Here is a 24,795-nt window from a genome sequence, read left to right on the forward strand (position 1 = left end):
TGTCAAAAAGTCAACCCAGAACTGCACAAGATGTCCGGCTTCATGCGCCGGACAAAATTGGGGTAACCAGAGAGACCGCGTGCAGCCGGTTCGGCGACGCACGTGAGCGAGCGGACGGGAGTGCCGTTGTGCGGGCCCGTGTGGCCGGGGAAGGCCTGCCGGGGTCTCCTGTCGTCATGAAGTAAAACTACATTTCATGACTTTCGTTTTGCTACTTTGGTTACTAATTTAGCAAAAATACACTTTTGTGGCGATGAAAATCGTTGTTTGACTAGCACATGTCGCCAAATTGCCATAAACGTGTGCGGCATCGCGCCGGACGGCCATCGCCGAAACGGCCGGATGCCTTGCCCATCAAGGCACGCACGGAATCGGACGACATGGATCAAGGATTGCCATTATTGACTCTGGAAAATCGTGCAGGTAGGTGCGCTTGCGTTGCTGGTGTCAGGAATTCGTCATGAAAACGACGACGGCGGACCGCATGCGCGTGCCGGTTCGCAACCCGGCGCAAGGCGGGCGACAGTGTGCCGGGCGGTGTGATGGCGCGATGGCATGACCGCGGGGAATCGGGCAAGCGCGGCTCGGTCTGCCGTGTCAGCGCGCACCGCGCGCGGGCGGCGTGTCAGGCGCGGCGTCGAACAATTGCGTGCGAATCCAGCGATGCGCGTCGGTGCGCGCGTGCTTCGCGTGCGAATACACCTTCACCGTGTAACGCGGGATCTCGAACGGCGCGGCGAAGAGCCGGATCGGCGCCGCGTGCTGCAGCACCTCCGCCGCATGGCGCGGCACCGTCATCAGCAATTCCGAATCGGCGACGATGAAGGGCGCCGCGAGCACGGTCGGCAACTGCACGGCGACTTGCCGCTCGAGGCCGAGCCGGTCGAGCACGTGATCGATCACGCCGCGCGTCTCGTTCCACGGCGTGACGACGACGTGTCGCGCCGCCAGATACTGCGCGAGGCTCAGGCGCCGCCGGACCGACGGATGGCGCTCGCTCGCGATCACGACGTAGTCGTCGGTGAACCAGTCGAAGCTTTCGATGCCGGGCGCGACCACGCCCGTTTCCTCGTGATAGCCGAGCGCGAAGTCGATCCGGCCGGCCGCGAGATCCTCGGTCGCGATCTTGCGGCCCGAATAGACGATGCGAAAGCGCAATTGCGGGGCGACGCGCTGCATCGTCGAGATGAACGCGGGCAGCACCGCGAACGCGGTGTAGTCGGTCGCGGCGAACACGAACGTGCGCGTGCTGCGCTGCGGCTCGAAGCGGTGCGCGCGCTGCATGCCTTTGGACAGCACGTCGAGCGCCTCGCCGACCCAGCCCGCCATGTCTTCCGCGCGCACGGTCGGTTGCATCTCGTTGCCGAAGCGCACGAACAGCTCGTCGCCGAGCGCATCGCGCAGCCGTGCGAGCGCATGGCTCAGCGCGGACGGGCTGAGCGCGAGCTCGTTCGCCGCGGCCGTGACCGAGCGGCGGCGAAAGAGTGCGTCGAAGACGAGCAGCAGATTCAGATCGAGGCGGCGCAACAAGGGGTGCATGATGTTCAACCGATGATGAAGAAAATGCACTTCGTGCATGATCGCTTCGAACGTAGCATGACGTTTTCGATCGCGCCAGCGTCATGCGCGGTGCGCCGTTTCATCACGATCAGGCCTGGAGGGCCGCCACATGGATATCCGGATTCGCGCAGCCGCGGCGGACGACGCCGCGCTGATCCTGCGCTTCATCAACGAACTCGCGATCTACGAAAGGGCCGAGGACCAGGTGGTCGCGACGGTCGAATCGATCGATGCGAGCCTGTTTCGCGGGGCGCCGCCCGCACATGCGCTGATTTGCGAGGTCGACGGCGAGCCGGCCGGCTTCGCGGTTTATTTTTTCTCGTATTCGACGTGGCTAGGCCGACAGGGGTTGTATCTCGAGGATCTGTACGTGTCGCCGCGTTTTCGCGGCGTGGGCGCGGGCAAGCGTTTGCTGCACGCACTCGCGCGGATCGCGGTGGAGAGCGGCTGCGGGCGCTTCGAATGGAGTGTGCTCGACTGGAACGCGCCCGCGATTCGCTTCTACGAGACGATCGGCGCGAGCGCGCAGAGCGAATGGGTGCGCTACCGGCTCGCGGGCGACGCGCTGCGCGCGTTCGCGGGCGCAGCGCCTGCGAACGCGATCTGACAATGCGATGGCGCCGCAGGGGAGGGCGGCGCGCCGTGCGCGGCTTCCGGCCGCCCGGCGCCCGATGCGCTTACTTGAGGCTGCCCGACAGGAACTGCTTCAGGCGCTCGCTCTTCGTGCCGCCGAACACGTCGGCGGGCGCGCCTTCTTCCTCGACGCGCCCCTGATGCAGGAACATCACGTGATTCGACACGTTGCGCGCGAAGCCCATCTCGTGCGTGACGACGATCATCGTCCGGCCTTCCTCCGCGAGCTTCTGCATCACCTTCAGCACTTCGCCGACCAGCTCCGGATCGAGCGCCGACGTCGGCTCGTCGAACAGCATCACGTCCGGGTGCATCGCCAGCGCCCGCGCAATCGCGACGCGCTGCTGCTGCCCGCCCGACAGGTGCGACGGATATTGCTTCTCCACGCGCGGCGCCAGGCCCACTTTTTCCAGATATTCGCGCGCGCGATCCTCCGCCTCGCGCTTCGATATCCCCAGCACGTGCACCGGCGCTTCCATCACGTTCTCCAGCACGTTCATGTGCGCCCACAGATTGAAGTGCTGGAACACCATCGCGAGCTTCGTGCGCACGCGCTGGAGCTGCTTCGAATCGGCGGCCTTCAGCGCGCCTGTCTTGTCCTGCGCGGTGCGCACTTCCTCGCCGTCGACGAAGATGCGGCCCGCGTTCGGCTGCTCGAGGAAGTTGATGCAGCGTAGCATCGTGCTCTTGCCCGAGCCGGACGAGCCGATCACGCTGATCACGTCGCCCGCGTTCGCGCGCAGTGAGACGCCCTTCAAAACTTCGTTGTTGCCGTAGCGCTTGTGGAGATCGTCGACGAAGAGCTTGTGCATCTGGGTGTTCATCTGAGGCATGTCCGGGCGAAACTCATTTGCCTTGCGGGCGCAGATACGCGAGCCAGCGGCGCTCGGCGCGGCGGAACAGCCACACGAGCGTAAACGAGATCGCGAGATAGAGGAGGGCGGCGATGCCGAACGCATGGAACGACATGTAGGTCGCCGAATTGACGTCGCGCGCGATCTTCAGGATATCGGGCACGGTCGCCGTGAACGCGACCGTCGTCGCGTGCAGCATCAGGATCACTTCGTTGCTGTAGAGCGGCAGCGCGCGGCGCAGCGCCGACGGCAGCACGATCCGGCGATACAGCGTGAAGGTCGACATCCCGTAAGCCCGGGCCGCCTCGATCTCGCCGTACGACGTCGACTTGATCGCGCCCGCGAAGATCTCGGTCGTGTACGCGCAGGTGTTCAGCGTGAACGCGAGCAGCGTGCAGTTCATCCCGTCGCGGAAGAACGCGTCGAGCATCGGCGTGCCGCGCACGGCCTGCAGGCTATAGAGGCCCGTGTAGCAGAGGAGCAGCTGCACGTAGAGCGGCGTGCCGCGGAACACGTACGTATAGAGCCAGACGGCGCCCGCGAGCCATTTCTTCTTCGACACGCGCGCGACCGCGAGCGGCACCGAAAGACAGAAGCCGATCCCGATCGACACGACGAGCAGCCACAGCGTGATCGCGAGGCCGGTGAAGCGATACCCGTCCGTATACAGGTAATTGCGCCAGTATTCTTGGATCAGTTCGATCATAGGTCAGCCTTGCGTACGCCCGTCGAATAACGCTTCTCGAGCCACATCAGCACGAAGTTCGAGATCGTCGTGATCGCGAGATAGATCGCGCCCGCAAGCAGCGTGAAGAAGAAGAACCGCAGCGTGCCCTTGCCCGCGTCCTGCGACGCCTTCACGACGTCGGCCAAGCCGATGATCGACACGAGCGCCGTCGACTTCACGAGCACTTGCCAGTTGTTGCCGATGCCGGGCAGCGCGAAGCGCATCATCTGCGGGAACATGATCCGCGCGAACACCTGCCAGTCCGTCATCCCGTACGCGCTGCCCGCCTCGAGCTGGCCGCGCGGCACCGACAGGAACGCGCCGCGGAACGTCTCGGTGAAGTACGCGCCGTAGATGAAGCCGAGCACGAGCACGCCGGCCGCGAACGGATCGATGTCGATCTGATCCCAGTTCATCAGGTCGGTGAACTGGTTCAGCCAGATCTGCAGGCTGTAGAAGAGAAGCAGCATCAGCACGAGGTCCGGCACGCCGCGGATGAGCGTCGTGTAGAGCGTGCCGATGCCGTTCGAGATGCGGTTCCTCGACAGTTTCGCCGCCGCGCCGACGAGGCCGAGCAGGAACGACAGCGCGAGCGACAGCACCGCGAGCTTGACGGTCTGCCAGGTGCCGGAGAGTATCAGCGGGCCGTAGCCTTGAAGAAACATATGTAGTCCTTGACGGCGCGTCGTGCGCGCCGCGAAAGACGCGCCCCGCGTGTTGCGCGAGACGCCCCGTGCGTATCATCGCCGTTCCGCTTTCGCGGGCCGCGCCGTCGCCTGCGATCGGGCAGGGCGGCGGCGCATTGCGGCGCGTGGTGTCGACCGCTGGTGCTGCGCGGGCCGCGCGCCGGTCACTCGGCGCGGCCCGCTCGGCGCTTACTTCGCCGAATAGACGCTGTACGGGAAGTACTTGCGCGACAGCCTGTCGTACGTGCCGTCCTTGTGCATCGACGCGAGCGCGCGGTTGATCGCGTTCTTCAGGTCCGCGTCGTCCTTGCGCAAGCCCATCGCGGTGCCGTCGCCGAGCGTCTTCGGGTCCTTCACGGCCGGGCCCGCCCATGCGAAACCCTTGCCGCGCGGCGTGCGCAGGAAGCCGTAGTCGGCCTGGAACTCGTCTTGCAGCGTCGCGTCGAGACGGCCCGAGCCGAGATCGGCGTACACCTGATCCTGGTTCTGGTACGACACGATCGTCACGCCCTTCGGCTCCCAGTGCGCCTTCGCGAAAGTCTCCTGGGTCGAGCCCTGCTCGACGCCGACGCGCTTGCCTTTCAGCGACTCGACGCTCGGCAGGAGCGGCGAGCCCGCCTTCGCGATCATCCGCGCGGGCGCGTCGTACAGCTTGTCGGAGAAGTCGATCTGCTCGCGGCGCTTGTCGGTGACGGTCAGCGACGACACGATCACGTCGAATTTCTTCGCCTTCAGCGCGGGGATGATGCCGTCGAGATCCTGCGGCGTCCATGTGCACTTCGCGTTGATCCGCTTGCAGACCTCGTTCGCGAGATCGACGTCGAATCCGACGATCTCGCCGCTCGGCGCGGTCGATTCGAACGGCGGATAGCTGGCGTCGACGCCGATCCGCACGGTCTTCCATTCCTTCGCGAAGGCGCCGCCCGCCGCAAGGGCGAGGGCTGCGCACAAGGCGAGCTTCTTCATGTCGTTCCTCTTCCTGACTTCCCCGGCCGCGCGGCCGGATGCGTCCGGGCATGCGCGCGCCGGGCGTATTCTAGGCGGCCAAAATTCGCGTTCGTCGATATCGGCTCGGCTCGGCTCGGCCTGGGGGCCTAGCGCCGTCGACGGCGGCCAAAAGCGCGGTATTTTACCCGAACGCCGGCCGCGGCCCAGCAGAAACGATGCGGGCGAGCGCGACGCGCGCCGGGCGGGCGCGTCGGCCTCGCTTTGCTCGCCGGCGCGGCAGCGCGCGCGAATCGCGCGGACGATTGCATGGATCGGCGCAACGAACCGGTGCATTCACGCCGGATTGTTGCAGGTGCACGCGACCTCTACATTCGAGGCTGTCGATATTTCTCAGTGGGAGGCGTCATGTTCGAGATCCGCCGCGCGGGCGATCGCGGCCATGCCAATCATGGCTGGCTCGATACTTGCCACAGCTTTTCGTTCGCCGACTATCGCGATCCCGAGCACGTGCACTTCGGCGCGCTGCGCGTGCTGAACGACGATCGCATCGCGCCGACGCGCGGCTTCGGCATGCATCCGCACCGCGACATGGAGATCGTCACGTACGTGCTCGAAGGCGCGCTCGCGCACCGCGACAGCATGGGCAACGGCTCGATCGTCCGGGCGGGCGACGTGCAGCGGATGAGCGCGGGCACGGGGATCGTGCACAGCGAATACAACGCGTCGCGGGACGCGCCGCTGCATCTGCTGCAGATCTGGCTGCTGCCGACCGAGCCGGGCGGCCGGCCCGGCTATCAGGAGGCGCGCTTCGCCGACGTCGACAAACGCGGCCGGCTGCGGCTCGTCGCGTCGCCCGACGGGCGCGACGGGGCGGTGTCGGTGCGCTCGGACGCGTCGATCTATGCGGCGCTCGTCGACGGCGCCGAGCGCGCCGAGTTCGCGCTGCCGGCCGGCCGGCGCGCGTACGTGCATGTCGCGCGCGGCAGCGTGGAGGTGAACGGCGAGGCGCTCGCGGCGGGCGACGGCGCGCGGATCGCCGACGTCGGGACCGTCGTGTTCGAGCGCGGCGAGCATGCGGAGGTGTTGCTGTTCGATCTCGCGTGACGCGGCGGGCGCGGTCGCGGCCTCACGCAGCCCGGATGCGGGTGGGGCCCGCCGGGGCGCGGGAGGAAGAGGGCGCGGCGCGAACGCGGCGGGCAGGGCCGCATCGATGCGACAACGCCGCGACCGGGCGTGAGCCGGACGCGGCGCCCGTTCGTCTCGACGGCGAGCGGCGGAGCCGCCGGTTCGGCGGGCGCCGCGAGGGCGCGCCGCCCGGCGTCACTGCTGCGGCGCAGGCGCCGACGCGCCCTTCGCCGCGCGCCGCTGCTCCCAGCGCTCCTTCATCTTCGCGCGACGCGCTTCCATCTTCGAGAATTGCTGCTTGAGCGCGGTGCTGACCGTCGTCTTCTGCTGGTCGTCCAGGCCGTTATAGAAGGCGAGCCACGCGGAAGCCGTCTGCTCGCGCAACTGCGCGTTCTGCTGCTCGGCCTGCTGGCGCGCCGCGTGCAGCGCGTTCAGGTCGAGGATCGGCTGGTTCTGCTGCGCCTGGAACTGCTGGCGCAGCGCGTCGTGGCTCTTGCGCATCGCGTCGCGGTTCTGCTTCATCGTGTTGACGGCGGCCTGCCATTGTTGCTCCTGCGCGGCGCTCAGGTTCAGCTTGCCGTGGATTTGCTGCATCATCATGAACGGGCCGCCTTCCATGCGGTGATGCTGGCCCGGGCCGCCCGGCGGCGGCATGTCGGGCGGCGCGGCGCGCGAGACGGCGCTGAACGACAGGGCGAGCACGGCGGCGGCGATGGCGAGGCGGGAAGTCTTCTTGTACATCGAGCAACTCCTGTATCGGGAAAAATCCGGTGCTGCGGCCGGCTCGGCGCCTGGGCGTTCGCGCCCCGGCGCCCGCCGACATCCGGTAATGAGCAGCGTAGCCATACGCTGCCGCACCCGTGTTACGCGCGCCGCCGCCGCGATTACCGCGCATTACACTTCGCTTGCGCGGTAATCCGCAGTAACCCTTGCAGCAAATTGTTTCGCTCAGCCTCATCAACCCGCACGGTAAACTCCACGCCATGACTACTCAGATCCTCATCGTCGACGACGACCAAGAACTGCGCGATCTGCTGCGCGATTACCTCGTGCGGCAGGGCATCGAGGTATCGGTGCTGCACGACGCCGCGTCGCTCGAGAAGCGCCTCGAGCGCGAGCGCCCCGATCTCATCGTGCTCGATCTGATGATGCCGGGCGTCGACGGCCTCACCGCGCTGCGCCAGTTGCGCGCGGCGGGCGACGACATTCCGGTGATCATGCTGACCGCGCGCGCGGACGACGTCGACCGGATCGTCGGCCTCGAGCTCGGCGCGGACGATTACCTCGGCAAGCCGTTCAACCCGCGCGAGCTGCTCGCGCGCGCGCAGGCGGTGCTGCGCCGCCGCCGCACGACGCCGTCGGCGGCGGCGCCCGAGCAGCGTGAGCCGTACGCGTTCGGCCGCTTCGTGCTGGACTTCCAGTCGCGCACGCTGTCGGTCGACAGCAAGCCGGCGACGCTGTCGAGCAGCGAATTCGCGCTCTTGAAGATCTTCGTCAACCATGCGCTGCGCACGCTGACCCGCGAGCGCCTGCTCGAGTTGCTGCACGGCCCGGAGTACGACGGCACCGACCGCGGGATCGACGTGCAGGTCTGGCGCCTGCGCCGGATTCTCGAAACCGATCCGTCGACGCCGCGTTTCATCCAGACGGTGCGCGGGCGCGGCTACGTGTTCGTGCCGAACGGCGAGGCTCATGCGCAAACCCATTGATTCGCTGTTCGGGCGGCTCGCGCTCCTCGTCGTCGGCGTGCTGTTGTTGTCGCACTTCGCGTGGTACTTCGCGATCCGGCTCGAGCGCAATCAGTTCCAGACACGCTATGCGGTCGAGGAGGCGGCGTTCCTCGTCGACGCGGTGCGCCAGCACGCGGAGCGCTCGCCCGACCAGCCGCTGCCGTCGCGAGTGCGGCTCGTCGCGCCGGACAGCGGCGACGTGCCCGACGCGAACCTGGATTTGCCGACCCCGCTCAAGCGTTTCACGGACGACCTGCGCGACCGCCTGCCGGCCGGCTCGCAGGTGCGCATCGGCAGGCCGGGCCATCCGCCCGTGCTGTGGGTCAAGCAGCCGACCGATCGCGACTGGATCGTCGTGCCGGTTCAGCCGCTGCGGCCGCCGCGCTCGCTCGACCGGATGGTGCTCTGGCTCGCGTTGATCTTCTCGGCCGCGGTGATGGCGGCGCTCTTCGCCGCATGGCAGTTGCAGCAGCCGCTCAGCTCGCTCGCGCGCGCGGTCGCGCGTTTCGGCCGCGGAATGGCGGTGCCGCCGCTGCCCGAGCGCGGGCCGCGCGAGCTGCGCCAGCTCACGCACGGCTTCAACCAGATGGTTCAGCAGGTGTCGCGCGCGGAGAACGACCGCGCGGTGATGCTGGCGGGCGTCGCGCACGACCTGCGCACGCCGCTCGCACGGATGAGGCTGCGCGCCGAGATGATGGACGACGCGCGGCTGCGCGACGGCGTCGTGCGCGACGTCGATTCGATGACGCACATCGTCGATCAATTCCTTGTGTTCGCGCACGGCGACGTCGACCGCAGCGAGGCCGTGCCCGTCGACCAGGCGTGCGAGCGGATCGCACGCACGTACCGCGCCGTGTCGCCGAACGCGCCCGGCGTGCGGACCGAGCTCGCGGCGGGGCCGGGCTTTCGCCTGCCGGCGGCGACGCTCGACCGGGTGCTGTCGAACCTGCTCGACAATGCGCACGCATACGGCGCGCCGCCCGTCGTGATCTCGACCGCGCGCACCGCGGCGGGCTACACGCTGGCCGTCAGCGACCACGGCAAGGGCATCGCGCCGCGCGATCTCGCGGACGCGACGCGTCCGTTCGTGCGGCTCGATCCGGCGCGCGGCGGCAACGGGCACAGCGGCCTCGGGCTCGCGATCGTCGAGCGGCTCGTGCAGCGCACGGGTGGCACTTGCGAGATCGGCAACCGGGAAGAAGGGGGCCTGCGGGTCGCGATGACGTTTGCGTTCGACGTCGTGCCGAAGGCGGAGCCGCAGGCGGCGGCATCCTGACGCGCCGCGGCGGGACGGCGCGGGATTCGCGGCGCCCGCCGCTGCCGCGCCGCGGGCGGCGGGTCACTCGCCGAAGAGCGTGCTGAGCGTCTCGGCGGCGTTGCTGTCGATCGTGTTGTAGGTGACGCTCGTCGCCTCGAAGATGTAAAGCGTCGTGTACTTGCCGAGACGGTCGAGGATGTCCTCCTGCAGCGTCTCCGGCACGATGTTCATGTTCAGATACCAGGCCGTCGACGACAGCCGCGTCTGGAACGAGCCGTACTCCTGCATCAGTTGATCGAACGCGTCGGCGTCCTGGTCCCGGCACACGATAACCAGATTTCCTGCCATTCATTCCTCCTGATTGACCATCGGCCCGCTCGGGGCAAATACCGATCATACCCGCTTCGGCGCGTCCGTTCGTCGGCGAAAGCCTCGCCCGCGGGCGCCGTGCGTCGCGCATCCGCGAAGGCGGGTTCACGGCAGGGCCGGATCGCGGCATAATTCGGCGTTGCGGCGCAGCAGCGGCCAGCCGGCGCACCGCCACTTCTCGCAGATTCGCCCGCCGCCCGCCCGTTCCGGGCCCGTTGCGCGCGGCCGGGCCGGATTTCCACAGTTCGTCGTCCGGAAGGTTGTGCCTGAAATACAGGATGTAGTAGTGTCGTGCCGTCGCGTGGCCGGGCGATCCCCGCTTCGCGAGCGAAACGCCGGCGCCCCGAGGCGCGGCGGCTTCCCCGGCACTTGCAGTCAAAACGAATTACCGCGTAAGCGCGCCTTGCCATGATTCACATTCGCTTTCTGGCCTCATTTATCGATTCGCACGGCCTTGCCGGGGAGGGCGCCTGATGGATCTCGGATTCTTCGATCCGAACCGGACCGCCAACGCATCCGCGTGGCGCGTCCTGCCGAACCGCTGGGATTTCGTCGCGTTTCCGCTCATCATCTGCGTGATCGCGATGGCCGCGATCGGCTTTCACGAGACGATGGCGCCCATCGCGACCCTCGGCACGCAGAAGATTTCGCTCGATCCGGCGAACCTGCCGGAGTACGCGCTGCGCACGACGCTGCGGATGCTCGCCGCGATGGTCGCGTCGCTCGCGTTCACGCTCGTCTACGGCACGCTCGCCGCGAAGAGCCGCCGCGCGGGGATGGTGCTCGTGCCGATCCTCGATATCCTGCAATCGGTGCCGGTGCTCGGGTATATCTCGTTTACGGTCACGTTCTTCCTCGCGCTGATCCCGAGCCGCGTGCTCGGCGCCGAGCTGGCGGCGATCTTCGCGATCTTCACGAGCCAGGCGTGGAACATGACGTTCAGCTTCTACCAGTCGCTGCGCACGGTGCCGCGCGATCTCGACGAAGTGTCGCGCGGCTTTCACCTGACCGCGTGGCAGCGCTTCTGGAAGCTCGAAGTGCCTTTCTCGATGCCGGGCCTCATCTGGAACATGATGATGTCGATGTCGGGCGGGTGGTTCTTCGTCGTCGCGTCCGAGGCGATCACGGTCGGCAACCACACGATCACGCTGCCCGGCATCGGCGCTTATCTTGCGCAGGCGATCGTCGAGAAGAACCTCGGCGCGGTCGGCTGGGTGATTCTCGCGATGACGGTGGTGATCCTCGCGTACGACCAGTTCCTGTTCCGTCCGCTCGTCGCGTGGGCGGACAAGTTCCGGATGGAGACGACGAGCTCGGGCAACGCGCCCGAATCGTGGCTGCTCGACCTCGTGCGCCGCACGCGCCTCATCCATCAGTTGCTCGTGCCCGCAGGCTGGTTCTTCGCGCGGCTCGCGCGGATTCCGCTGCGCGTGCCGTCGCTCGACGCGGTCCGCTTCTCGATGCCGCGCGTCGAGAAGAAGGCGTCGCGCGCGGCGGACATCGCGTGGGCGATCGCCGTGATCGTCGGCACGCTCTACGTTGCGTGGCGCGTGTTCGCGTACGTGAAGACGGGCGTGACGCTTGCCGAGGTCGGCCACGTGTTCGTGCTCGGGCTGATCACGCTGCTGCGCGTGGCGCTGCTGATCGCGATCGCGTCGCTCGTCTGGGTGCCGATCGGCGTATGGATCGGCCTGCGGCCCGCGATCGCCGAGAAGGCGCAGCCGCTCGCGCAGTTCCTCGCGGCGTTTCCGGCGAACCTGCTGTTCCCGGTGTTCGTGATCGTGATCGCGCGTTTTCACCTGAACGCGGACATCTGGCTGTCGCCCCTCATCGTGCTCGGCACCCAGTGGTATATCCTGTTCAACGTGATCGCGGGCGCGACCGCCTATCCGAACGACTATCGCGAGGCGGCCACCAATTTCCGCATCCGCGGCTGGCAGTGGTGGCGGCAGGCGATCCTGCCCGGCATCTTCCCGTATTACGTGACGGGCGCGATCACCGCGTCGGGCGGCGCTTGGAACGCGAGCATCGTGTCGGAGTTCGTCCAGTGGGGCGACACCAAGATCGAGGCGCACGGCCTCGGCGCGTACATCGCGCAGACGACGGCCGCGGGCGACTACCCGAAGATCATCCTGGGCATCGCCGTGATGTCCCTGTTCGTCACCTTGTTCAACCGCCTGTTGTGGCGTCCGCTGTACGCGTACGCCGAAGCGAAGCTGCGTCTCGATTGAGACTGATTTGAGACCGATGTCAGCCGATTGAGACCGACCGAGAGCGAAACGCGATGCAAAACCCGAATGCTGTCAACGCCCCCGCCCAGACGCCGCCCGCGCCGCCGCGGGCCGGCGAGGAAATCCTGCGCGTCGAGAACGTGAGCCGCGGCTTCAACAAGACGCAGGGCGAACTGCTCGTGCTCGACGGCGCGAACCTGTCGCTGCGCGAAGGCGAGATCGTCGGCCTGCTCGGCCGGTCGGGCTCGGGCAAGTCGACGCTCCTGCGGATCATCGCCGGGCTCATCGAGCCGACGGGAGGCGACGTCACCTACCTCGGCAAGCCGCTGTCCGGCCCGGCCGAAGGCGTCGCGATGGTGTTCCAGACCTTCGCGCTGTTTCCGTGGCTCACCGTGCTGCAGAACGTCGAGGCGGGGCTCGAGGCGCTTGGCGTGGGCGCGCGCGAGCGGCGCGAGCGCGCGCTCGCCGCGATCGACCTGATCGGTCTCGACGGCTTCGAGAATGCGTATCCGCGCGAGCTGTCGGGCGGCATGCGCCAGCGCGTCGGCTTTGCGCGCGCGCTCGTCGTCGATCCGACGCTGCTCCTGATGGACGAACCGTTCTCCGCGCTCGACGTGCTGACGGCCGAGACGCTGCGCACCGACCTGCTCGATCTGTGGACGCAGGGCCGCATGCCGATCAAATCGGTGCTGATCGTCACGCACAACATCGAGGAAGCGGTGTTCATGTGCGACCGGATTCTCGTGCTGTCGTCGAATCCGGGCCGCGTGATCGCCGAGATCAAGGTGCCGTTCAAGCATCCGCGCAACCGGCTCGACCCTGCGTTCCGGCGGCTCGTCGACGACATCTACGCGAAGATGACCGCGCGCCAGGTGGGCGAGGCGACGAAGAAGGGGCTTGAGCTCGGCAGCTGGCTGCCGCAGGTTTCGACGAACCTGATGGCGGGCCTCATCGAGACGCTCGCCGCGCCGCCGTACCATGGCCGCGCGGACATGCCGGAAATCGCGCGCACGCTGCATCTCGAGGTCGACGATCTGTTCCCGATCGCCGAAGTGCTGCAGTACCTGGGCTTTGCCGACGTGCGCGAGGGCGACGTGTTCCTGACGCCGCCGGGGCGCGTGTTCGCCGAGTTCGGCACGCAGGAGCGCAAGATGATGTTCGCCGAGCATCTGCTGCGCCATGTGCCGCTTGCCGCGCGGATCAAGAAGGTGCTGAACGAGCGGCCCGGGCACCGTGCGCCGCGCGTGCGCTTCGAGCAGGAGCTCGAGGACTTCCTGTCGGACGGCGCGGCCGAGGAAACGCTCGACGCGGTGATCGACTGGGGCCGCTACGGCGAGATCTTCTCGTACAACGATCAGACCGAGATCTTCAGTCTTGAGGACGTCGAGTCCTGACGGCGGCGGGCCGCTGCGGCCCGGTCGCCGAGCTGTGCGGTTCGAGCGGCAGAGGGCTGCACGGGTCGATACGACGGCATCGCTGCCGTGTTCGCCGCGCGGGCCTTTGTTGCTTCAGTGTACGATTCGTTGTCCGTGAGAGGCGTTTTTCGAGCGGCCGCGATCGCTTGGCCGCCTGGCCCGCGTCACTGCAGGGTGCCCCAGCGTTCGACGGCCGGCTCCGCCGACGCCCATTGCCAGCCCTGCGCATCCTGGCACGCGCTCGCGAGATACCAGTCGGCGCGGGCGCCATCCTTCACCGAAAACGCGAATTCCTTGCAAAGCGCGAGCGGCGTCTGGAACGCGCGCGTCACGCGCACCTCGCCTTCGCCGTTTTCGAGCGGCACCCGGTTCTTCACCTGCCACGCGCGCGCCTCGCCGACGGCGAGGCCGCCCGCCGCCTGCGCGATCGCGTCCTGTTGATTCTTGTGGAGCTGCTTCATCGTCCGGTTGACGGCTTCGTCGGTCGCTGCCTGCACCGCAATGCCGACACCGACGCCGATGGCCGGATTCGCGGTGACGAGACCCGTCGCCGCGCCCGCAAGCGCGCCGCTCGCCGCGCCGACCGAGCCGCAGCCGGACAGGCCGAGCGCCGCCGCGGCGAGCGCGAGCGCCGTCGCGAGCGGCAGCGCCGCGCGCGTGTTCACGCTCATTGCAGCGCTCCCCAGCGGCCGGTCGCGGGTTCCGCCGACGCCCACTTCCATGCGGGGCCGTCCCGGCAGATCGTCGCGACGTAGAAGCCCGATTGCGCGGGGGCGTTGCCCTTCGCGTCGATGTCGACGGAGAACACGATTTCCTTGCAGTCGAGCGGCCCGACGCTGATGAGCCGGCTGACGGTCACGCGGCCGTGCTCGTCGTCCTCGATCGGGAACGAGTGGTGCGTCGACCACGGCGCGACGCCGCCGACGTCGAGCGGGCCCGCCGCCGAGGCGATCTGCGCCTGCGAATAGCGGTGCGCGACGCGCTGCGTGTACTGGACGCCTGCCCGCGCGCCCGCGACGGCGCCCAAGCCGATGCCGGTCGCGACGGCGGCGTTGTTGGTGACTTTCGAGGCAACGGCGGCGCCTGCGATGCCGGCGCCTGCCGTCGCGCCTTCGCTATAGAGCGAATTGCAGCCGGACAGCAGCGTCGAGCAGGCGGCGGCGCCGAGCGCCGCCCATGTAGCCCAACGGCGCGTCGGCCGTGCGATGCGATGATTCATCCCTGAATGCGGTCCTGTCTTCGTGCGCCGCGCGCCGCGCAGCGAGCGTACGTAGAACGCCATTGTTCTGCAATTGTCCGACGAGAAATGCAAACAATTGACAAAACGGCTGTCGCGCACGCCGAGCGCGCGCGGCGACATTGTGGTGCAAAGCGTCGGATCGGGGTCGAATCGTTACAAATTGAATGTAATTGTTACCGTGAACCTCGTGCGGCGATCCTAGACTAAAGAGCTATGGACTGTTTCACCGACGGCCTCGCGCCGCTCCGATCATGAGACACCCTGCCATGCGCCGTTCCAAGCGCCCCGAGCATCGCGGGCGCGACGCCGGCACCGGCCCGTCGCGGCCGGCCAATGCCCCGACCTCTCCCGCGCCTGCCGGCGCCACGCCCGATACGCCTTCGGACGGCGATCACAACCAAGGCGGCACACGCCCGGAAGGGCTCGACTATCAACGCGATCTCGGTTCGGAGCAGGACGCGTGAGGCCGTCGTTGTTGCAACTGCTTGCATTTTTAACGTTTGACACGTCGCGAGGTGGCATGCGACTTGCCCGATTCGACGGGAATGCCGTTTTCCCGCTCGCCGGGCAATCTGATACAGGAGGGTAAGCCGTAATGAGCAGATTGATCGTGGTATCGAATCGCGTGGCGGCCGGCCAGGATGCGCGCCCGACGGCGGGCGGGCTGGCGGTCGGCGTGCTCGACGCGCTGAAGGAGACGGGCGGCGTCTGGTTCGGCTGGAACGGCGAGATCGCCGGCGCGCCCGAGGAGCCCGCGATCGAGCGGGACGGCAACGTGACTTACGCGACCGTCGGCCTGACCCGCCGCGACTACGACCAGTACTATCGCGGCTTCTCGAACGCCACGCTCTGGCCCGTGTTCCACTATCGCGGGGATCTCGCGCGCTTCGACCGTCAGGAATATGCGGGCTATCTGCGCGTGAACTGCGCGCTCGCGAAGCAGTTGCGCGCGCTCGTGCAGCCCGACGACATCATCTGGGTGCACGACTATCACCTGCTGCCGTTCGCGCACTGCCTGCGCGAGCTCGGCGTGAAGAATCCGATCGGCTTCTTCCTGCACATTCCTTTCCCGTCGCCCGAGGTCCTGCGGACCGTACCGCCGCACGAAGAGCTGATGAAGTTCATGTGCGCGTACGACGTCGTCGGCTTGCAGACGGAGGGCGACAAGCAGGCGTTCGTCGATTACATCGAGCGCCGCGGGCTCGGCACGTCGAGCGAGGACGGGATTCTGCATGCGCACGGCCGCGTCGTGAAGGTCGCCGCGTATCCGATCGGCATCTATCCGGACGCGATCGGCAAGGCGGCCGTCGAATACGGCTCGCGCAAGGCGGTGAAGGCGCTGCGCGACACGATGCGCGAGCGTAAGCTCGTGATCAGCGTCGACCGACTCGACTATTCGAAGGGCCTCGTCGAGCGCTTTCAGGCGTTCGAGCGGATGCTCGCGAACGCGCCCGGCTGGCAGGGCCGCGTGTCGCTCGTGCAGATCGCGCCGCCGACCCGCTCCGACGTGCAGACCTATCAGCGGATCCGCCAGACGCTCGAGGGCGAGGCGGGGCGCATCAACGGCCGCTTCGCGCAACTCGACTGGACGCCGATCCAGTACCTGAACCGCAAGTACGAGCGCAATCTGCTGATGGCGCTGTTCAGGCTGTCGCAGGTTGGCTATGTGACGCCGCTGCGCGACGGGATGAACCTCGTCGCGAAGGAGTACGTCGCGTCGCAGGATCCGAACGATCCGGGCGTGCTCGTGCTGTCCGAGTTCGCGGGCGCCGCGGCCGAACTGCCGGGCGCGCTGCTCGTGAATCCGTTCGATCTGTCGCAGATGGCCGAATCGCTCGAGCGCGCGCTTGCGATGCCGCTCGAGGAGCGGCAGGCGCGTCACGCGGAGAACATCGCGCGGCTACGCAAGAACGATCTGTCGGTGTGGCGCGATTCGTTCCTCGCGGATCTGCGCAGTGTCGCGACGGCCGCGTCCGTCACGCAGCGCGCGGGCAGGCGTGTCGCGAATGCTTGACGCGGGCGTCGACGCGAGCACGGACGGCGCCCGGGCCGACGCGGCGCTCGCGCGCTTTTTCGTGATCACGGGCGGGCCCGGCTCGGGCAAGAGCACGTTGATCGACGCGCTCGCGGCGCGCGGCTACGCGCGCTCGCACGAAGCCGGGCGCGGCGTGATCCGGGATCAGGTGGCGATCGGCGGCCACGCGCTGCCGTGGCGCGACCGCGCGGCGTTCGCCGAAATGATGCTCGGCTGGGAGATGCGTTCGCACCACCTCGCGCGGCGCGAGCACGGGCCGGTGTTCTTCGACCGAGGCGTACCGGACGTGATCGGCTATCTGAAACTGTCCGCGCTGCCCGTGCCCGCGTATCTCGTCGCGGCCGCCGAGCGGTTCCGCTATCGTCGCGACGCGTTCATCGCGCCGCCGTGGCCGGAGATCTACGCGCGGGACGCCGAACGCAGGCAGGATTACGCCGAGGCCGTGCGCACCTACGATGCGATGGTCGACGCGTATGCGGCGTGCGGCTATCGGCTGGTCGAATTGCCGCGTGCGAGCGTCGACGAGCGCTGTCGCTTCGTGCTCGATGCCGTCGCGGCGGCGTGACCGTCGCCGCGCGGGGCCGCACTTTTTCTCGAGGCATCGAACGTCGACGTCGACGGCGCCGGTCGATCTCGCATCGGTCCGGCGCCTTTTCCGTTTCGGCTTCGCGTGTCTTCCCGATCCCCGCCGTCATCTCGGCCCTTCGTTCGATGCGGCCGCCGTCGTTCACGCGTGACGGTGAGCGGGCTGCCGTGCGCCGTCGAACGGCTCGGGCGCGCGGGTCGGATCGAAGTCCGCCCAGCGGCCCGACTGCCAGCGGCCGGTCGCGCGCTCGATGTCGGCGCCGCCCGCATCGGCGAGCACGCGTGCGGCATCGGCCTGCGAATCGGCCGTCACGTGCACGGCGACCAGCATCCCCGACGCGCGCGTCTCGTGATGAATCGCGTCGTGCGCGAACTCGCGCACGTGCATGTGCGCGAAGTCTTCCTTATGCATCATCCCGCCGACCCATCCGCCGAGAAACGCGCCGACGCCCGCCGCCCAGATCGCGACGACGAGCGACGGCGTGACGAGCGAAAACAGCGCGACGCCGCAGATCGCGCCGGCGACCGCGCCGATCGTCGTGCCGTGTCTTGCGTGCTGCATCGCAGCGATCGGGTGCGCGGCCGGATGGGCCGCGCGGAACGGGTGTTCGGACCATCGCGGTGCGTGCTGGCCGCGCGGATTGACGAAGAACAGACTGACATCCTCGGCGACGAAACCGCTGTCGAGAAGCCGCTGGGCGGCGGCCTCGGCGGCGCGCTGCGTCGTGAAGCGTGCTGCGACGATCAATGACATGGCGCCCTCCTGACGGTGGCGTGAAGGCCATCCGAATGCCCGTCGCCCGAACGGCGAATGCGCTCGGCTTGCGGCGCGGGCATGTATTGGACAGCCGGCGCCGTGCGGAGTGCTGGCGGCGGCGGGGGCGCGTGCGGATTCCGGCGCGCCACGACGGACGACGACGGACGACGACGGACGACGACGGACGGGGAGTATGGGGCGGGATCGTGCGGCCGGTGGATACCGCCCCGTTGCGCGCGGCGGGATGGTCGCCCGAATGGCCGAATCGACGCGGCCGCGCGAGGCTGCGAAAGTGGCGGGTGTGCGGGACGCGTTGCGTCCGGGTGGCGGATTGCCGGAAGTCGATGCGAAACGAGCAGGCGATGCCGGCCGGCGAAGCTGCGGCGAACGCCGTCGGAGCCGTCGTGCGGCACTGCGGCACGGTGTGCCGTCGCTCGCGCGCCAGCCGCCGCGCGTCGACATGTGCTGACATGTGCCGCCACGCGTTGGCGTAGATGGCCGCTAGCGGTGCCTGTGGCCGCCAGTGACCGGCTTCGCGGCGCTCAGTTTGCCGCGGTGGTCGTGTCGCGCTGCGCGCGGATTCGCATCAGGCTCACGGTTGCCGCGACGGCGGCGAACGCCGTCGCGGTGTAGAGCGCGATCGTCGGCCCGTGCTGCGGCGCGACGCCGAAGATCAGCGCGACGAGCGCGGCGCCGAACGTCTGCCCGGTGAGCCGCGCGGTGCCGAGCATCCCGCTCGCGCCGCCCGCGCGCTCGCGCGGCGCGGCCGACAGGATCGCGCGATTGTTCGGCGACTGAAAAAGCCCGAAGCCCGCGCCGCACAGCGCCATGCGCCACACGATGTCGACGGGCGTCGGGTGCGCGCCGATCGTCGCGAGCGCGAGCAGGCCCGATGCGAAGAGTGCGAGGCCGACGCCGCCGAGCGCGCCCGCCGAATAGCGGTCGGACAGCACGCCCGCGAGCGGCGCGGCGACCACGATCACGAGCGGCCACGGCGTCATGTAGAGCCCCGTCTGCACCTGCGAGAAGCCGAGCGTGTTTTGCAGCCAGAACGGCAGCGCGACGAACGCGAGCATCTGCGACGTGAACGACGCGACCGATGTGCTGATCGACAGCGCGAAGATCGGGATGCGCAGCAGATCGACGGGCAAGAGCGGCGCAGGCTGTGTCAGCTGTCGCCTGACGAAGAAGTAGCCGATCACGACGGCCGCGAGCGCGGTGAGCGCGACGCTCACGCGATCTTCGCCGTGGCCGAGCCCGTCGACGGACACGATCAGCAGCCCGAACACGCATGCGTTCATCATGGCGCTGACGAAATCGTACGGCGCGTCGCGGCCCGGATTCACGGGCAGCGCGCGCAGGCTGCCGTACACGGCGGCGACGCCGATCGGCACGTTGATCGCGAAGAGCCACGGCCACGGCGCGACGGCGAGCACGGCGGACGCGATGGTCGGCCCGACGGCCGACGACAGCGCAACGACCATCGCGTTGATCGCGACGCCGCGCCCGAGCTGCGACGACGGATAGATCATCCGCACGAGCGCGGTATTGACGCTCATGATGCCGGCCGCGCCGAAGCCCTGGATCACGCGCAGCGTCGCGAGCGCGGGCAGCGTGCTCGACAGCGCGCAGCCGAGCGACGCCGCGGTGAAGAGCGCGAGCCCCGCGATGTAGACGCGCCGGTAGCCGATCCGGTCGCCGAGCGACGCGAGCGGCAGCAGCGAGATCGTGACGGCGAGCTGGTACGCGTTGACGATCCAGATCGACGCGGCGTCGGAGGCGCGCAGATCGCGGGCGATCGTCGGCAGCGCGACGTTCGCGATCGCGCCGTCGAGCACGGCGAGCGTGATGCCCAGCGCGACGCAAACGATCGCCCAGTAGCGTTGCGGGAGCGGCAGTCCGGAGTCGGCGTTCATGACGGAGGCGATGGCGAGGCGAGGGGCGGCGAGTACGTTGCGGACGCGGCCGCCGGCATGCGCGCCGAGTCGCGCGGCCGGCGGCGAAGGGCCGGGCGGAATGCCCGGCCGGGACGGCTTACTTCAGTTCGTAGAGGCCGGTGTAAGTGGCCGAATCGATTTCGTTCAGATGGATCATGAAGCGGGCGACCGCGTTGGTCGTGTCCTTCGTGACGGGCAGCGAGTCGACCTTCAGCGCGTGCAGTCGGAAGACGTAGCGATGCGGCTTGTCGCCGCGCGGCGGCGCGGCGCCGCCGAAGCCTTCGTCGCCGTAGTCGTTGCGCACCTGCACGGCGCTTGCGGGCAGCGTCGCGCTGCCCGCCGCGCCCGCGTTCTGCGGCAGGCTCGTCGTGCCGGCCGGGATGTTGACGACGGTCCAGTGCCAGAAGCCGCTGCCCGTCGGCGCATCGGGATCGTAGACCGTGAGCGCGAGGCTTTTCGCATCGGCGGGCACGCCTTCCCAGTGGAGCGCGGGCGAGCGGTTGCCGCCGTCGACGCCGAAGCCTTCGTGTTTGTACTCTTGCGCCTTCGGCATGAAGCCGTTGGCCGGAAACTCGTCAGTCCAAAGCCGGAAATCAGCCATGGGGGCCTCCTTGTGAAGTTCGACAGAGTGGCGCCTGCGCGTCGCGGCGACGAACGCGCGCGAGCGTCGGCGTGAGCCGGTCGAGTGTATCACCGGCGTTCGAATCGTGAAGTCGGGGCGCGCGCCGCCTCACCGCTTCACCGCCTCATGCCGTGCCGGATACCGTCGACGCATCGTGCGATACGGCTCGCCCGCGGTCGCGCGCCGCTTTCACGCCTCGAAGTCGAGCCCGCCGAGCAGCACGAGTGCATCGGTCTGCGTGCGTGAGCCGAAGTCGATGCCGCGCGCGTTTTCCCACGCGGGCAGCTTGCGCGGCAGCGCCGCCAGATAGCGCTCGAAGCGCGCGGCGCCGTCCTCCGCCATCAGGCGCTCGATCTCATCGATGTCCCACGTGAGCGCGATGTTCAGCGGGTGTGCGTAGCCGCGCACGTGCTCGGCGGGCGGCGCGGCAATCCGCACCTGCGTCGGATGGCCATGGCCGCCGTAGCCGACGACCTCGGTGTTCGCCCGATGGGTCAGCAAATCGGCGATGGCGCGCGCAATGCGCGGCGCGAACTCGGTATCGAATCGGCGGGCAGTGTCTGGGCTCATCGACGGCGTCTCCTTTGTGCCGAAAATCGTAGCACGGCGCATGCGTGCACGAGCGAGGGCGCGACGCGCGTAATGCCGCGTTACCACTTGCTGCATCTATTACGGCCGACGGTGCCCACAATGGCCCTCGTCATGCATCACGTTCGACGGAGTCCATCATGAAGAAGATCGCGGCAGTTCTGTTGACGGCGGGCAGCCTCGCGCTCGCGGGGCCCGCGAGCGCGCACGATCGCGGCGGCGACATCGTCGGTGCGCTGATCGGCGGCGCGGTGCTGGGGGCGATCGTGACGTCCGCGCTGAATCCCGCGCCGGCAGTCGCCTATGCGGCGCCCGCTTATCCTGCTCCGGTGTATCAGGCGCCTGCCTATCAGCCGGCGCAATATCGGCCGGCGCCCCCGTACGGCGGCCAGCCCGCGGGCTATTGCTATGACTCTTATCGGCGCGCATACGTCGGTTGCGGCGCGCAAGCATACGATGACGATGGCTATCGCGGATACGGCTACGCGCAACCGCAGCCTGCCGGATGGTGAGCATGGCCGCGCGCTGCCGCATCGGCTCGACGAGTGGGAGAGCCAATGCGCGGATGGGCGTATCGACGCGCTCGGCCGGGTGGCGGGCCGGTGACGCGCCTCTTCGGCGCAACGCGCGTGGGCACGCGCCGAATCGCGCGAGCCGGCCTTGCCGCCTTCGATGATTTGATGGAGACGAGAACCGCCGTGGTTCGACGAAACGCCGCCGGGATCGCGTGAATCACCGCCGCATTCGTAGCGGTGCCGCCCCTCGGCGACGATGCGGCATCGGAGCCGTGACGCGTGACGCGCGGCCCATGCGGCCCATGCGCGCGCCGCGGTCGAGCGCATCGGCGCTGGAAGAGCGTAACGGGGCGGCGCATCGGTCAGTCATGGCAACGGCGTCTCCGATATGCGAAACGCCGATCACGAACCGGCACGACAGCGTGCTCGTGAAGCCTGTCGTAACACTTCGCGATGGCCCCGCCGCATCACATGTTCGATACAACTGGTTGCAAATCCGCGGCTTGCGTCGATCAGTGCCGTCCGCCGCGGCCGCCGCCGCCGCGGTCGCCGCCACTTGGCCAATCGTTGCCGTCGCGGACGTTGCGGCCGCCGGCCGGGCCACGGCCGCCTTGCCCGCCACGCCAGTCGTTGCCGCGCCCGCCGTGCCAGCCGTTGCCGCCGCGCCAGCGGTCGTCGCCGCCGCGCCAATGATCGCGGTCGCGCCATCCGCCGCCGCCCCAGATGTTCACCGTTCCGTACACGGGCGCGTACCCCGGTCCATACGCATAGCCGCCCGGATAGTACGGCTGCGCGTAGCCATAGCCGTACCCGTCGTCCGGCACGGCGACGCAACCGGCCAGGAGCGCCGCGGCTCCGAGCAAAGCGACGAGTTTCAGCATGGTTTGCTCCTTCTCCCTGATTGCCTGTCGTTTTCATTGTGATGTGTGCCGACCGCCTCCGTGCGAAGCGAATTGTGTCGGCACATTACAATCACGTAAGCGGTCGAGGCGCGGAAGCCGGCCGCGCATCGCGCTTTTGTTCCATTCAACACTCTTCTTCAGGAGCACTGTATGAAATCAGCTTCTCGCTTGGCGGCCTGGGCGGCATGCGCCGCATTCGCCGGATTCTCCGCCGCCGCGTCGGCGGCGAGCACGTCGACGCACGCTGCGGGCGCCGACGCCGCATCGTCGCCGAAGCCGTCCGCGGAAGACATCAAGATGTTCCCGGCCGCCCAGGCGGGGCAGAAGCGCGAGGTCATCGTGCTGCCCGCCGAAAAGCTGGAAGAAGACATTCGCGTCGAACTCGTCGTCGGCAAGACGATCAAGGTCGATTGCAATCAGCACTGGTTCGGCGGCGACCTCAAGCACGAAACGGTGCAAGGCTGGGGTTATCCGTATTACGTGCTCGCCGATGCGAAGGGGCCGGCCGCCACGCTGATGGCCTGTCCGGGCCAGGAACCGCAGGAGGCGTTCGTGCCGGTGCGAGGCAGCGGTTATCTGCTTCGCTATAACAGCCGTCTGCCGATCGTCGTGTACGTGCCGAAGGAGTTCGAGGTGCGCTACCGGCTGTGGTACGGGTCGAACGAAGTGGCGCGCGCGGTCGAGAAGTAAGCGGCGCAGCCGATCGCCACGATCCGCGGCGATCATGGCGCGAGGCGTCGCGCGCGGATCGCGTCGCGACGCCTCGGCGGCGGCCGCGCCGTGGCGGCGTCACCGCATCGAGCACGTGAGCCAGCGGCGGATCTTCGCCGCGTCGGCGACATGATCGTGCGGCCCCGGCGCGCCGAGCAGCACGATGTCGACCGGCCGGCCGCGCACCGCGTAGCGAAGCACCACGCAGTGGCCCGCTTCGTTGATGAAGCCGGTCTTCTGCAGCACGATGCTCGAGTCGCCCGCGCGCACGAGCGCGTCCGAATTCACGTAGTGCAACTGGCCGCGCCCGGGGAAGACCGTCTTCGACGTATCGGTCGAGAACGACTTGATGTGCGGATAGCGGCTCGCCGCGGCGACGAGTCGCGACAGGTCGCGCGCCGTCGACACGTTGCGCGGCGACAGCCCGGTCGCGTTGACGAAATGCGTGTGCTTCATGCCGAGCGTGCGCGCCTTGCGGTTCATCGCGGCGACGAATGCGGGCCGCCCGCCCGGATAGTCGCGCGACAGTGCTGCCGCCGCGCGGTTTTCCGACGACATCAGCGCGATGTGCAGCATGTCGCGGCGCGGCAGCACCGAGCCGACCTTCAGGCGCGATCCCGTGAACTTCTCGTAGTCGCGGTCCTGCGCGCTCACGCGCAGCGGGCGCGACATCGGCGCGCGCGTGTCGAGCGCGACCATCGACGTCATCAGCTTCGTGACCGACGCGATCGGCACGACGCAATTCGCGTTCCTCTCGATCAATACGGTGCCCGTGCGTTCGTCGACGACGTAGATCGCGCGCGAGCGCAGCAGATGGCGCGACGCGGCGGTATAGCCGCAGCGCGCGAGCAATTGCGGCTTCGCGGCCGCGACGACGGCGCGGCGCGGCGTGCGCGGGCGCTTGCGCTTCGGATGAGGCGAATGCGCGGCCGTGCGCGCGCGATGCCCGGTCTTCCGCGGAATGGCCACGCGCTTGTGCTTCACGTGCGGCGCATGATGCCGTGCGTGGGTGGTGCGCTTCGCGTGCTTCGTGCGCTTCGTGTGAGCGTGGCGCGCGACGCGGCACGCGTGGCCGTGCGCGACCGATGCACGCGCGCAGTTCGCGCCCGCCGCGCGGGCGGGCGACGCGAATGCGACGCTCACCACGGACGAAATCCAGAAAACGCAGACGACGAACAGCAGACGGACGAGGAACAGGCGGGGGCTTGGGCGATGCGGTGTGAATGGCATGGGGGACGAGCGGGATACGGGGGAATCGGACGAGCGTGTTGCGCGGTAGGACAGCGAAGCGGCCGGGAAATTCGCGGCGGCGGCGATTTCGGAGGCTTCGATGGCATCGACGGGCGATGCGGCGAGAACAAGGGTGA

Annotated in this window: 26 protein-coding genes; 11 read left to right on the forward strand and 15 right to left on the reverse strand. The window is 68.4% G+C overall.

Translation table 11 applies throughout. The annotated features are described in order from the left end of the window. Window positions 1-597: 597 nt before the first annotated feature. The gene (locus tag BTH_RS16710) at window positions 598-1,578 is read right to left on the reverse strand and encodes a LysR family transcriptional regulator (RefSeq protein WP_009892445.1); all 981 of its coding nucleotides are present in this window, start codon (window positions 1,576-1,578) and stop codon (window positions 598-600) included. Window positions 1,579-1,669: 91 nt separating this feature from the next. On the opposite strand from BTH_RS16710, the gene BTH_RS16715 reads away from it, so the two are divergent. Next, entirely contained in the window at window positions 1,670-2,167 is a 498-nt protein-coding gene (locus BTH_RS16715; protein ID WP_009892444.1) for a GNAT family N-acetyltransferase, read from the forward strand. A 70-nt stretch (window positions 2,168-2,237) separates the two neighbouring features. On the opposite strand, the gene BTH_RS16720 is transcribed toward BTH_RS16715, so the two are convergent. The 4 genes from BTH_RS16720 to BTH_RS16735 all read right to left on the reverse strand — a co-directional run bounded on the left by BTH_RS16720 (window position 2,238) and on the right by BTH_RS16735 (window position 5,426). Then, window positions 2,238-3,017, reverse strand: coding sequence for an ABC transporter ATP-binding protein (locus tag BTH_RS16720; protein ID WP_038712887.1), 780 nt, complete (start codon window positions 3,015-3,017; stop codon window positions 2,238-2,240). Between the two features lie 22 nt (window positions 3,018-3,039). Next, window positions 3,040-3,753, reverse strand: a complete 714-nt coding sequence (locus BTH_RS16725) for an ABC transporter permease (RefSeq protein WP_009907008.1) — start codon at window positions 3,751-3,753, stop codon at window positions 3,040-3,042. Next, a complete protein-coding gene (locus tag BTH_RS16730; RefSeq protein ID WP_009892440.1) occupies window positions 3,750-4,439 on the reverse strand; it encodes an ABC transporter permease in 690 nt (229 codons plus the stop codon). Before BTH_RS16730 ends, BTH_RS16725 begins: the two co-directional genes overlap by 4 nt. 210 nt (window positions 4,440-4,649) lie before the next feature. Beyond that, the gene (locus BTH_RS16735) at window positions 4,650-5,426 is read right to left on the reverse strand and encodes an ABC transporter substrate-binding protein (RefSeq protein ID WP_009903541.1); all 777 of its coding nucleotides are present in this window, start codon (window positions 5,424-5,426) and stop codon (window positions 4,650-4,652) included. Between the two features lie 387 nt (window positions 5,427-5,813). Here BTH_RS16735 and BTH_RS16740 point away from each other — a divergent pair, with 387 nt between their 5' ends. Further along, window positions 5,814-6,512 carry a pirin family protein gene (locus tag BTH_RS16740; RefSeq protein WP_009892438.1) on the forward strand — a complete coding sequence of 233 codons (699 nt, stop codon included), beginning with the start codon at window positions 5,814-5,816 and terminating at the stop codon, window positions 6,510-6,512. A gap of 216 nt (window positions 6,513-6,728) precedes the next feature. Here BTH_RS16740 and BTH_RS16745 read toward each other — a convergent pair whose 3' ends face one another. Further along, complete coding sequence (locus BTH_RS16745; protein WP_009892437.1) at window positions 6,729-7,274, reverse strand: periplasmic heavy metal sensor; 546 nt, start codon at window positions 7,272-7,274, stop codon at window positions 6,729-6,731. Between the two features lie 242 nt (window positions 7,275-7,516). Here BTH_RS16745 and BTH_RS16750 point away from each other — a divergent pair, with 242 nt between their 5' ends. Further along, window positions 7,517-8,242, forward strand: a complete 726-nt coding sequence (locus BTH_RS16750) for a response regulator (protein ID WP_009892436.1) — start codon at window positions 7,517-7,519, stop codon at window positions 8,240-8,242. After that, window positions 8,226-9,539 carry an ATP-binding protein gene (locus BTH_RS16755; RefSeq protein WP_009892435.1) on the forward strand — a complete coding sequence of 438 codons (1,314 nt, stop codon included), beginning with the start codon at window positions 8,226-8,228 and terminating at the stop codon, window positions 9,537-9,539. The genes BTH_RS16750 and BTH_RS16755 overlap by 17 nt, the downstream gene beginning before the upstream one ends. A 63-nt stretch (window positions 9,540-9,602) precedes the next feature. Here BTH_RS16755 and BTH_RS16760 read toward each other — a convergent pair whose 3' ends face one another. Next, window positions 9,603-9,869, reverse strand: a complete 267-nt coding sequence (locus tag BTH_RS16760) for a double-stranded DNA-specific endonuclease (protein ID WP_009892434.1) — start codon at window positions 9,867-9,869, stop codon at window positions 9,603-9,605. A 494-nt stretch (window positions 9,870-10,363) separates the two neighbouring features. Here BTH_RS16760 and BTH_RS16765 point away from each other — a divergent pair, with 494 nt between their 5' ends. Beyond that, entirely contained in the window at window positions 10,364-12,121 is a 1,758-nt protein-coding gene (locus BTH_RS16765; RefSeq protein ID WP_009892433.1) for an ABC transporter permease, read from the forward strand. Window positions 12,122-12,174: 53 nt separating this feature from the next. Further along, on the forward strand, window positions 12,175-13,515 hold the full coding sequence (locus BTH_RS16770) for an ABC transporter ATP-binding protein (RefSeq protein WP_009908627.1): 1,341 nt from the start codon (window positions 12,175-12,177) through the stop codon (window positions 13,513-13,515). A gap of 185 nt (window positions 13,516-13,700) precedes the next feature. Here BTH_RS16770 and BTH_RS16775 read toward each other — a convergent pair whose 3' ends face one another. Both BTH_RS16775 and BTH_RS16780 read right to left on the reverse strand, forming a co-directional pair. After that, a complete protein-coding gene (locus BTH_RS16775) occupies window positions 13,701-14,207 on the reverse strand; it encodes a hypothetical protein (RefSeq protein ID WP_009892430.1) in 507 nt (168 codons plus the stop codon). After that, a complete protein-coding gene (locus tag BTH_RS16780; RefSeq protein ID WP_025369512.1) occupies window positions 14,204-14,755 on the reverse strand; it encodes a hypothetical protein in 552 nt (183 codons plus the stop codon). The genes BTH_RS16775 and BTH_RS16780 overlap by 4 nt, the downstream gene beginning before the upstream one ends. 287 nt (window positions 14,756-15,042) lie before the next feature. Between BTH_RS16780 and BTH_RS16785 the strand changes: the two genes are divergently transcribed. The 3 genes from BTH_RS16785 to BTH_RS16795 all read left to right on the forward strand — a co-directional run bounded on the left by BTH_RS16785 (window position 15,043) and on the right by BTH_RS16795 (window position 17,376). After that, complete coding sequence (locus tag BTH_RS16785) at window positions 15,043-15,240, forward strand: hypothetical protein (protein WP_009892428.1); 198 nt, start codon at window positions 15,043-15,045, stop codon at window positions 15,238-15,240. A 131-nt stretch (window positions 15,241-15,371) separates the two neighbouring features. Then, window positions 15,372-16,790, forward strand: a complete 1,419-nt coding sequence (gene otsA, locus BTH_RS16790) for an alpha,alpha-trehalose-phosphate synthase (UDP-forming) (protein WP_009892427.1) — start codon at window positions 15,372-15,374, stop codon at window positions 16,788-16,790. Next, window positions 16,783-17,376, forward strand: a complete 594-nt coding sequence (locus BTH_RS16795) for an AAA family ATPase (RefSeq protein WP_009892426.1) — start codon at window positions 16,783-16,785, stop codon at window positions 17,374-17,376. The genes otsA and BTH_RS16795 overlap by 8 nt, the downstream gene beginning before the upstream one ends. 162 nt (window positions 17,377-17,538) lie before the next feature. Here the strand turns inward: BTH_RS16795 and BTH_RS16805 are convergent, their stop codons facing one another. The 4 genes from BTH_RS16805 to BTH_RS16820 form a co-directional block, all read right to left on the reverse strand. Further along, a complete protein-coding gene (locus BTH_RS16805; protein ID WP_009892424.1) occupies window positions 17,539-18,150 on the reverse strand; it encodes a glycine zipper domain-containing protein in 612 nt (203 codons plus the stop codon). Between the two features lie 545 nt (window positions 18,151-18,695). After that, a complete protein-coding gene (locus tag BTH_RS16810; RefSeq protein ID WP_009892423.1) occupies window positions 18,696-20,069 on the reverse strand; it encodes an MFS transporter in 1,374 nt (457 codons plus the stop codon). A 118-nt stretch (window positions 20,070-20,187) separates the two neighbouring features. Then, window positions 20,188-20,691: a YbhB/YbcL family Raf kinase inhibitor-like protein gene (locus BTH_RS16815; RefSeq protein ID WP_009892422.1), complete on the reverse strand. Its 504-nt coding sequence runs from the start codon at window positions 20,689-20,691 to the stop codon at window positions 20,188-20,190. Window positions 20,692-20,901: 210 nt separating this feature from the next. Next, window positions 20,902-21,282, reverse strand: coding sequence for a DUF5594 family protein (locus BTH_RS16820; protein WP_009892421.1), 381 nt, complete (start codon window positions 21,280-21,282; stop codon window positions 20,902-20,904). A gap of 158 nt (window positions 21,283-21,440) precedes the next feature. Between BTH_RS16820 and BTH_RS33680 the strand changes: the two genes are divergently transcribed. After that, a complete protein-coding gene (locus BTH_RS33680; protein ID WP_009892420.1) occupies window positions 21,441-21,812 on the forward strand; it encodes a hypothetical protein in 372 nt (123 codons plus the stop codon). 515 nt (window positions 21,813-22,327) lie between these two features. Here the strand turns inward: BTH_RS33680 and BTH_RS16830 are convergent. After that, entirely contained in the window at window positions 22,328-22,696 is a 369-nt protein-coding gene (locus tag BTH_RS16830) for a hypothetical protein (protein WP_009892419.1), read from the reverse strand. Between the two features lie 171 nt (window positions 22,697-22,867). Between BTH_RS16830 and eco the strand changes: the two genes are divergently transcribed. Further along, window positions 22,868-23,407: a serine protease inhibitor ecotin gene (gene eco / locus BTH_RS16835; protein WP_011401901.1), complete on the forward strand. Its 540-nt coding sequence runs from the start codon at window positions 22,868-22,870 to the stop codon at window positions 23,405-23,407. Window positions 23,408-23,506: 99 nt separating this feature from the next. Here the strand turns inward: eco and BTH_RS16840 are convergent, their stop codons facing one another. Further along, window positions 23,507-24,658, reverse strand: a complete 1,152-nt coding sequence (locus tag BTH_RS16840; RefSeq protein ID WP_009892417.1) for a serine hydrolase — start codon at window positions 24,656-24,658, stop codon at window positions 23,507-23,509. Between the last annotated feature and the right edge of the window lie 137 nt (window positions 24,659-24,795).

Source organism: Burkholderia thailandensis E264 (genome assembly GCF_000012365.1).
Lineage (GTDB): Bacteria > Pseudomonadota > Gammaproteobacteria > Burkholderiales > Burkholderiaceae > Burkholderia > Burkholderia thailandensis.

What these genes read in the sequence shown, in the direction of transcription:
- otsA (WP_009892427.1), top strand. Translation starts at nt 15,372, where the DNA reads ATGAGCAGATTGATCGTGGTATCGAATCGCGTGGCGGCCGGCCAGGAT.
- BTH_RS16820 (WP_009892421.1), bottom strand. Translation starts at nt 21,282, where the DNA reads ATGAGCCCAGACACTGCCCGCCGATTCGATACCGAGTTCGCGCCGCGC.
- BTH_RS16730 (WP_009892440.1), bottom strand. Translation starts at nt 4,439, where the DNA reads ATGTTTCTTCAAGGCTACGGCCCGCTGATACTCTCCGGCACCTGGCAG.
- BTH_RS16760 (WP_009892434.1), bottom strand. Translation starts at nt 9,869, where the DNA reads ATGGCAGGAAATCTGGTTATCGTGTGCCGGGACCAGGACGCCGACGCG.
- BTH_RS16805 (WP_009892424.1), bottom strand. Translation starts at nt 18,150, where the DNA reads ATGTCATTGATCGTCGCAGCACGCTTCACGACGCAGCGCGCCGCCGAG.
- BTH_RS16840 (WP_009892417.1), bottom strand. Translation starts at nt 24,658, where the DNA reads ATGCCATTCACACCGCATCGCCCAAGCCCCCGCCTGTTCCTCGTCCGT.
- BTH_RS16795 (WP_009892426.1), top strand. Translation starts at nt 16,783, where the DNA reads ATGCTTGACGCGGGCGTCGACGCGAGCACGGACGGCGCCCGGGCCGAC.
- BTH_RS16750 (WP_009892436.1), top strand. Translation starts at nt 7,517, where the DNA reads ATGACTACTCAGATCCTCATCGTCGACGACGACCAAGAACTGCGCGAT.
- BTH_RS16745 (WP_009892437.1), bottom strand. Translation starts at nt 7,274, where the DNA reads ATGTACAAGAAGACTTCCCGCCTCGCCATCGCCGCCGCCGTGCTCGCC.
- BTH_RS16740 (WP_009892438.1), top strand. Translation starts at nt 5,814, where the DNA reads ATGTTCGAGATCCGCCGCGCGGGCGATCGCGGCCATGCCAATCATGGC.
- BTH_RS16770 (WP_009908627.1), top strand. Translation starts at nt 12,175, where the DNA reads ATGCAAAACCCGAATGCTGTCAACGCCCCCGCCCAGACGCCGCCCGCG.
- BTH_RS16815 (WP_009892422.1), bottom strand. Translation starts at nt 20,691, where the DNA reads ATGGCTGATTTCCGGCTTTGGACTGACGAGTTTCCGGCCAACGGCTTC.
- eco (WP_011401901.1), top strand. Translation starts at nt 22,868, where the DNA reads ATGAAATCAGCTTCTCGCTTGGCGGCCTGGGCGGCATGCGCCGCATTC.
- BTH_RS16785 (WP_009892428.1), top strand. Translation starts at nt 15,043, where the DNA reads ATGCGCCGTTCCAAGCGCCCCGAGCATCGCGGGCGCGACGCCGGCACC.
- BTH_RS16775 (WP_009892430.1), bottom strand. Translation starts at nt 14,207, where the DNA reads ATGAGCGTGAACACGCGCGCGGCGCTGCCGCTCGCGACGGCGCTCGCG.
- BTH_RS16710 (WP_009892445.1), bottom strand. Translation starts at nt 1,578, where the DNA reads ATGCACGAAGTGCATTTTCTTCATCATCGGTTGAACATCATGCACCCC.
- BTH_RS33680 (WP_009892420.1), top strand. Translation starts at nt 21,441, where the DNA reads ATGAAGAAGATCGCGGCAGTTCTGTTGACGGCGGGCAGCCTCGCGCTC.
- BTH_RS16725 (WP_009907008.1), bottom strand. Translation starts at nt 3,753, where the DNA reads ATGATCGAACTGATCCAAGAATACTGGCGCAATTACCTGTATACGGAC.
- BTH_RS16830 (WP_009892419.1), bottom strand. Translation starts at nt 22,696, where the DNA reads ATGCTGAAACTCGTCGCTTTGCTCGGAGCCGCGGCGCTCCTGGCCGGT.
- BTH_RS16765 (WP_009892433.1), top strand. Translation starts at nt 10,364, where the DNA reads ATGGATCTCGGATTCTTCGATCCGAACCGGACCGCCAACGCATCCGCG.
- BTH_RS16755 (WP_009892435.1), top strand. Translation starts at nt 8,226, where the DNA reads ATGCGCAAACCCATTGATTCGCTGTTCGGGCGGCTCGCGCTCCTCGTC.
- BTH_RS16810 (WP_009892423.1), bottom strand. Translation starts at nt 20,069, where the DNA reads ATGAACGCCGACTCCGGACTGCCGCTCCCGCAACGCTACTGGGCGATC.
- BTH_RS16720 (WP_038712887.1), bottom strand. Translation starts at nt 3,017, where the DNA reads ATGAACACCCAGATGCACAAGCTCTTCGTCGACGATCTCCACAAGCGC.
- BTH_RS16715 (WP_009892444.1), top strand. Translation starts at nt 1,670, where the DNA reads ATGGATATCCGGATTCGCGCAGCCGCGGCGGACGACGCCGCGCTGATC.
- BTH_RS16735 (WP_009903541.1), bottom strand. Translation starts at nt 5,426, where the DNA reads ATGAAGAAGCTCGCCTTGTGCGCAGCCCTCGCCCTTGCGGCGGGCGGC.
- BTH_RS16780 (WP_025369512.1), bottom strand. Translation starts at nt 14,755, where the DNA reads ATGAATCATCGCATCGCACGGCCGACGCGCCGTTGGGCTACATGGGCG.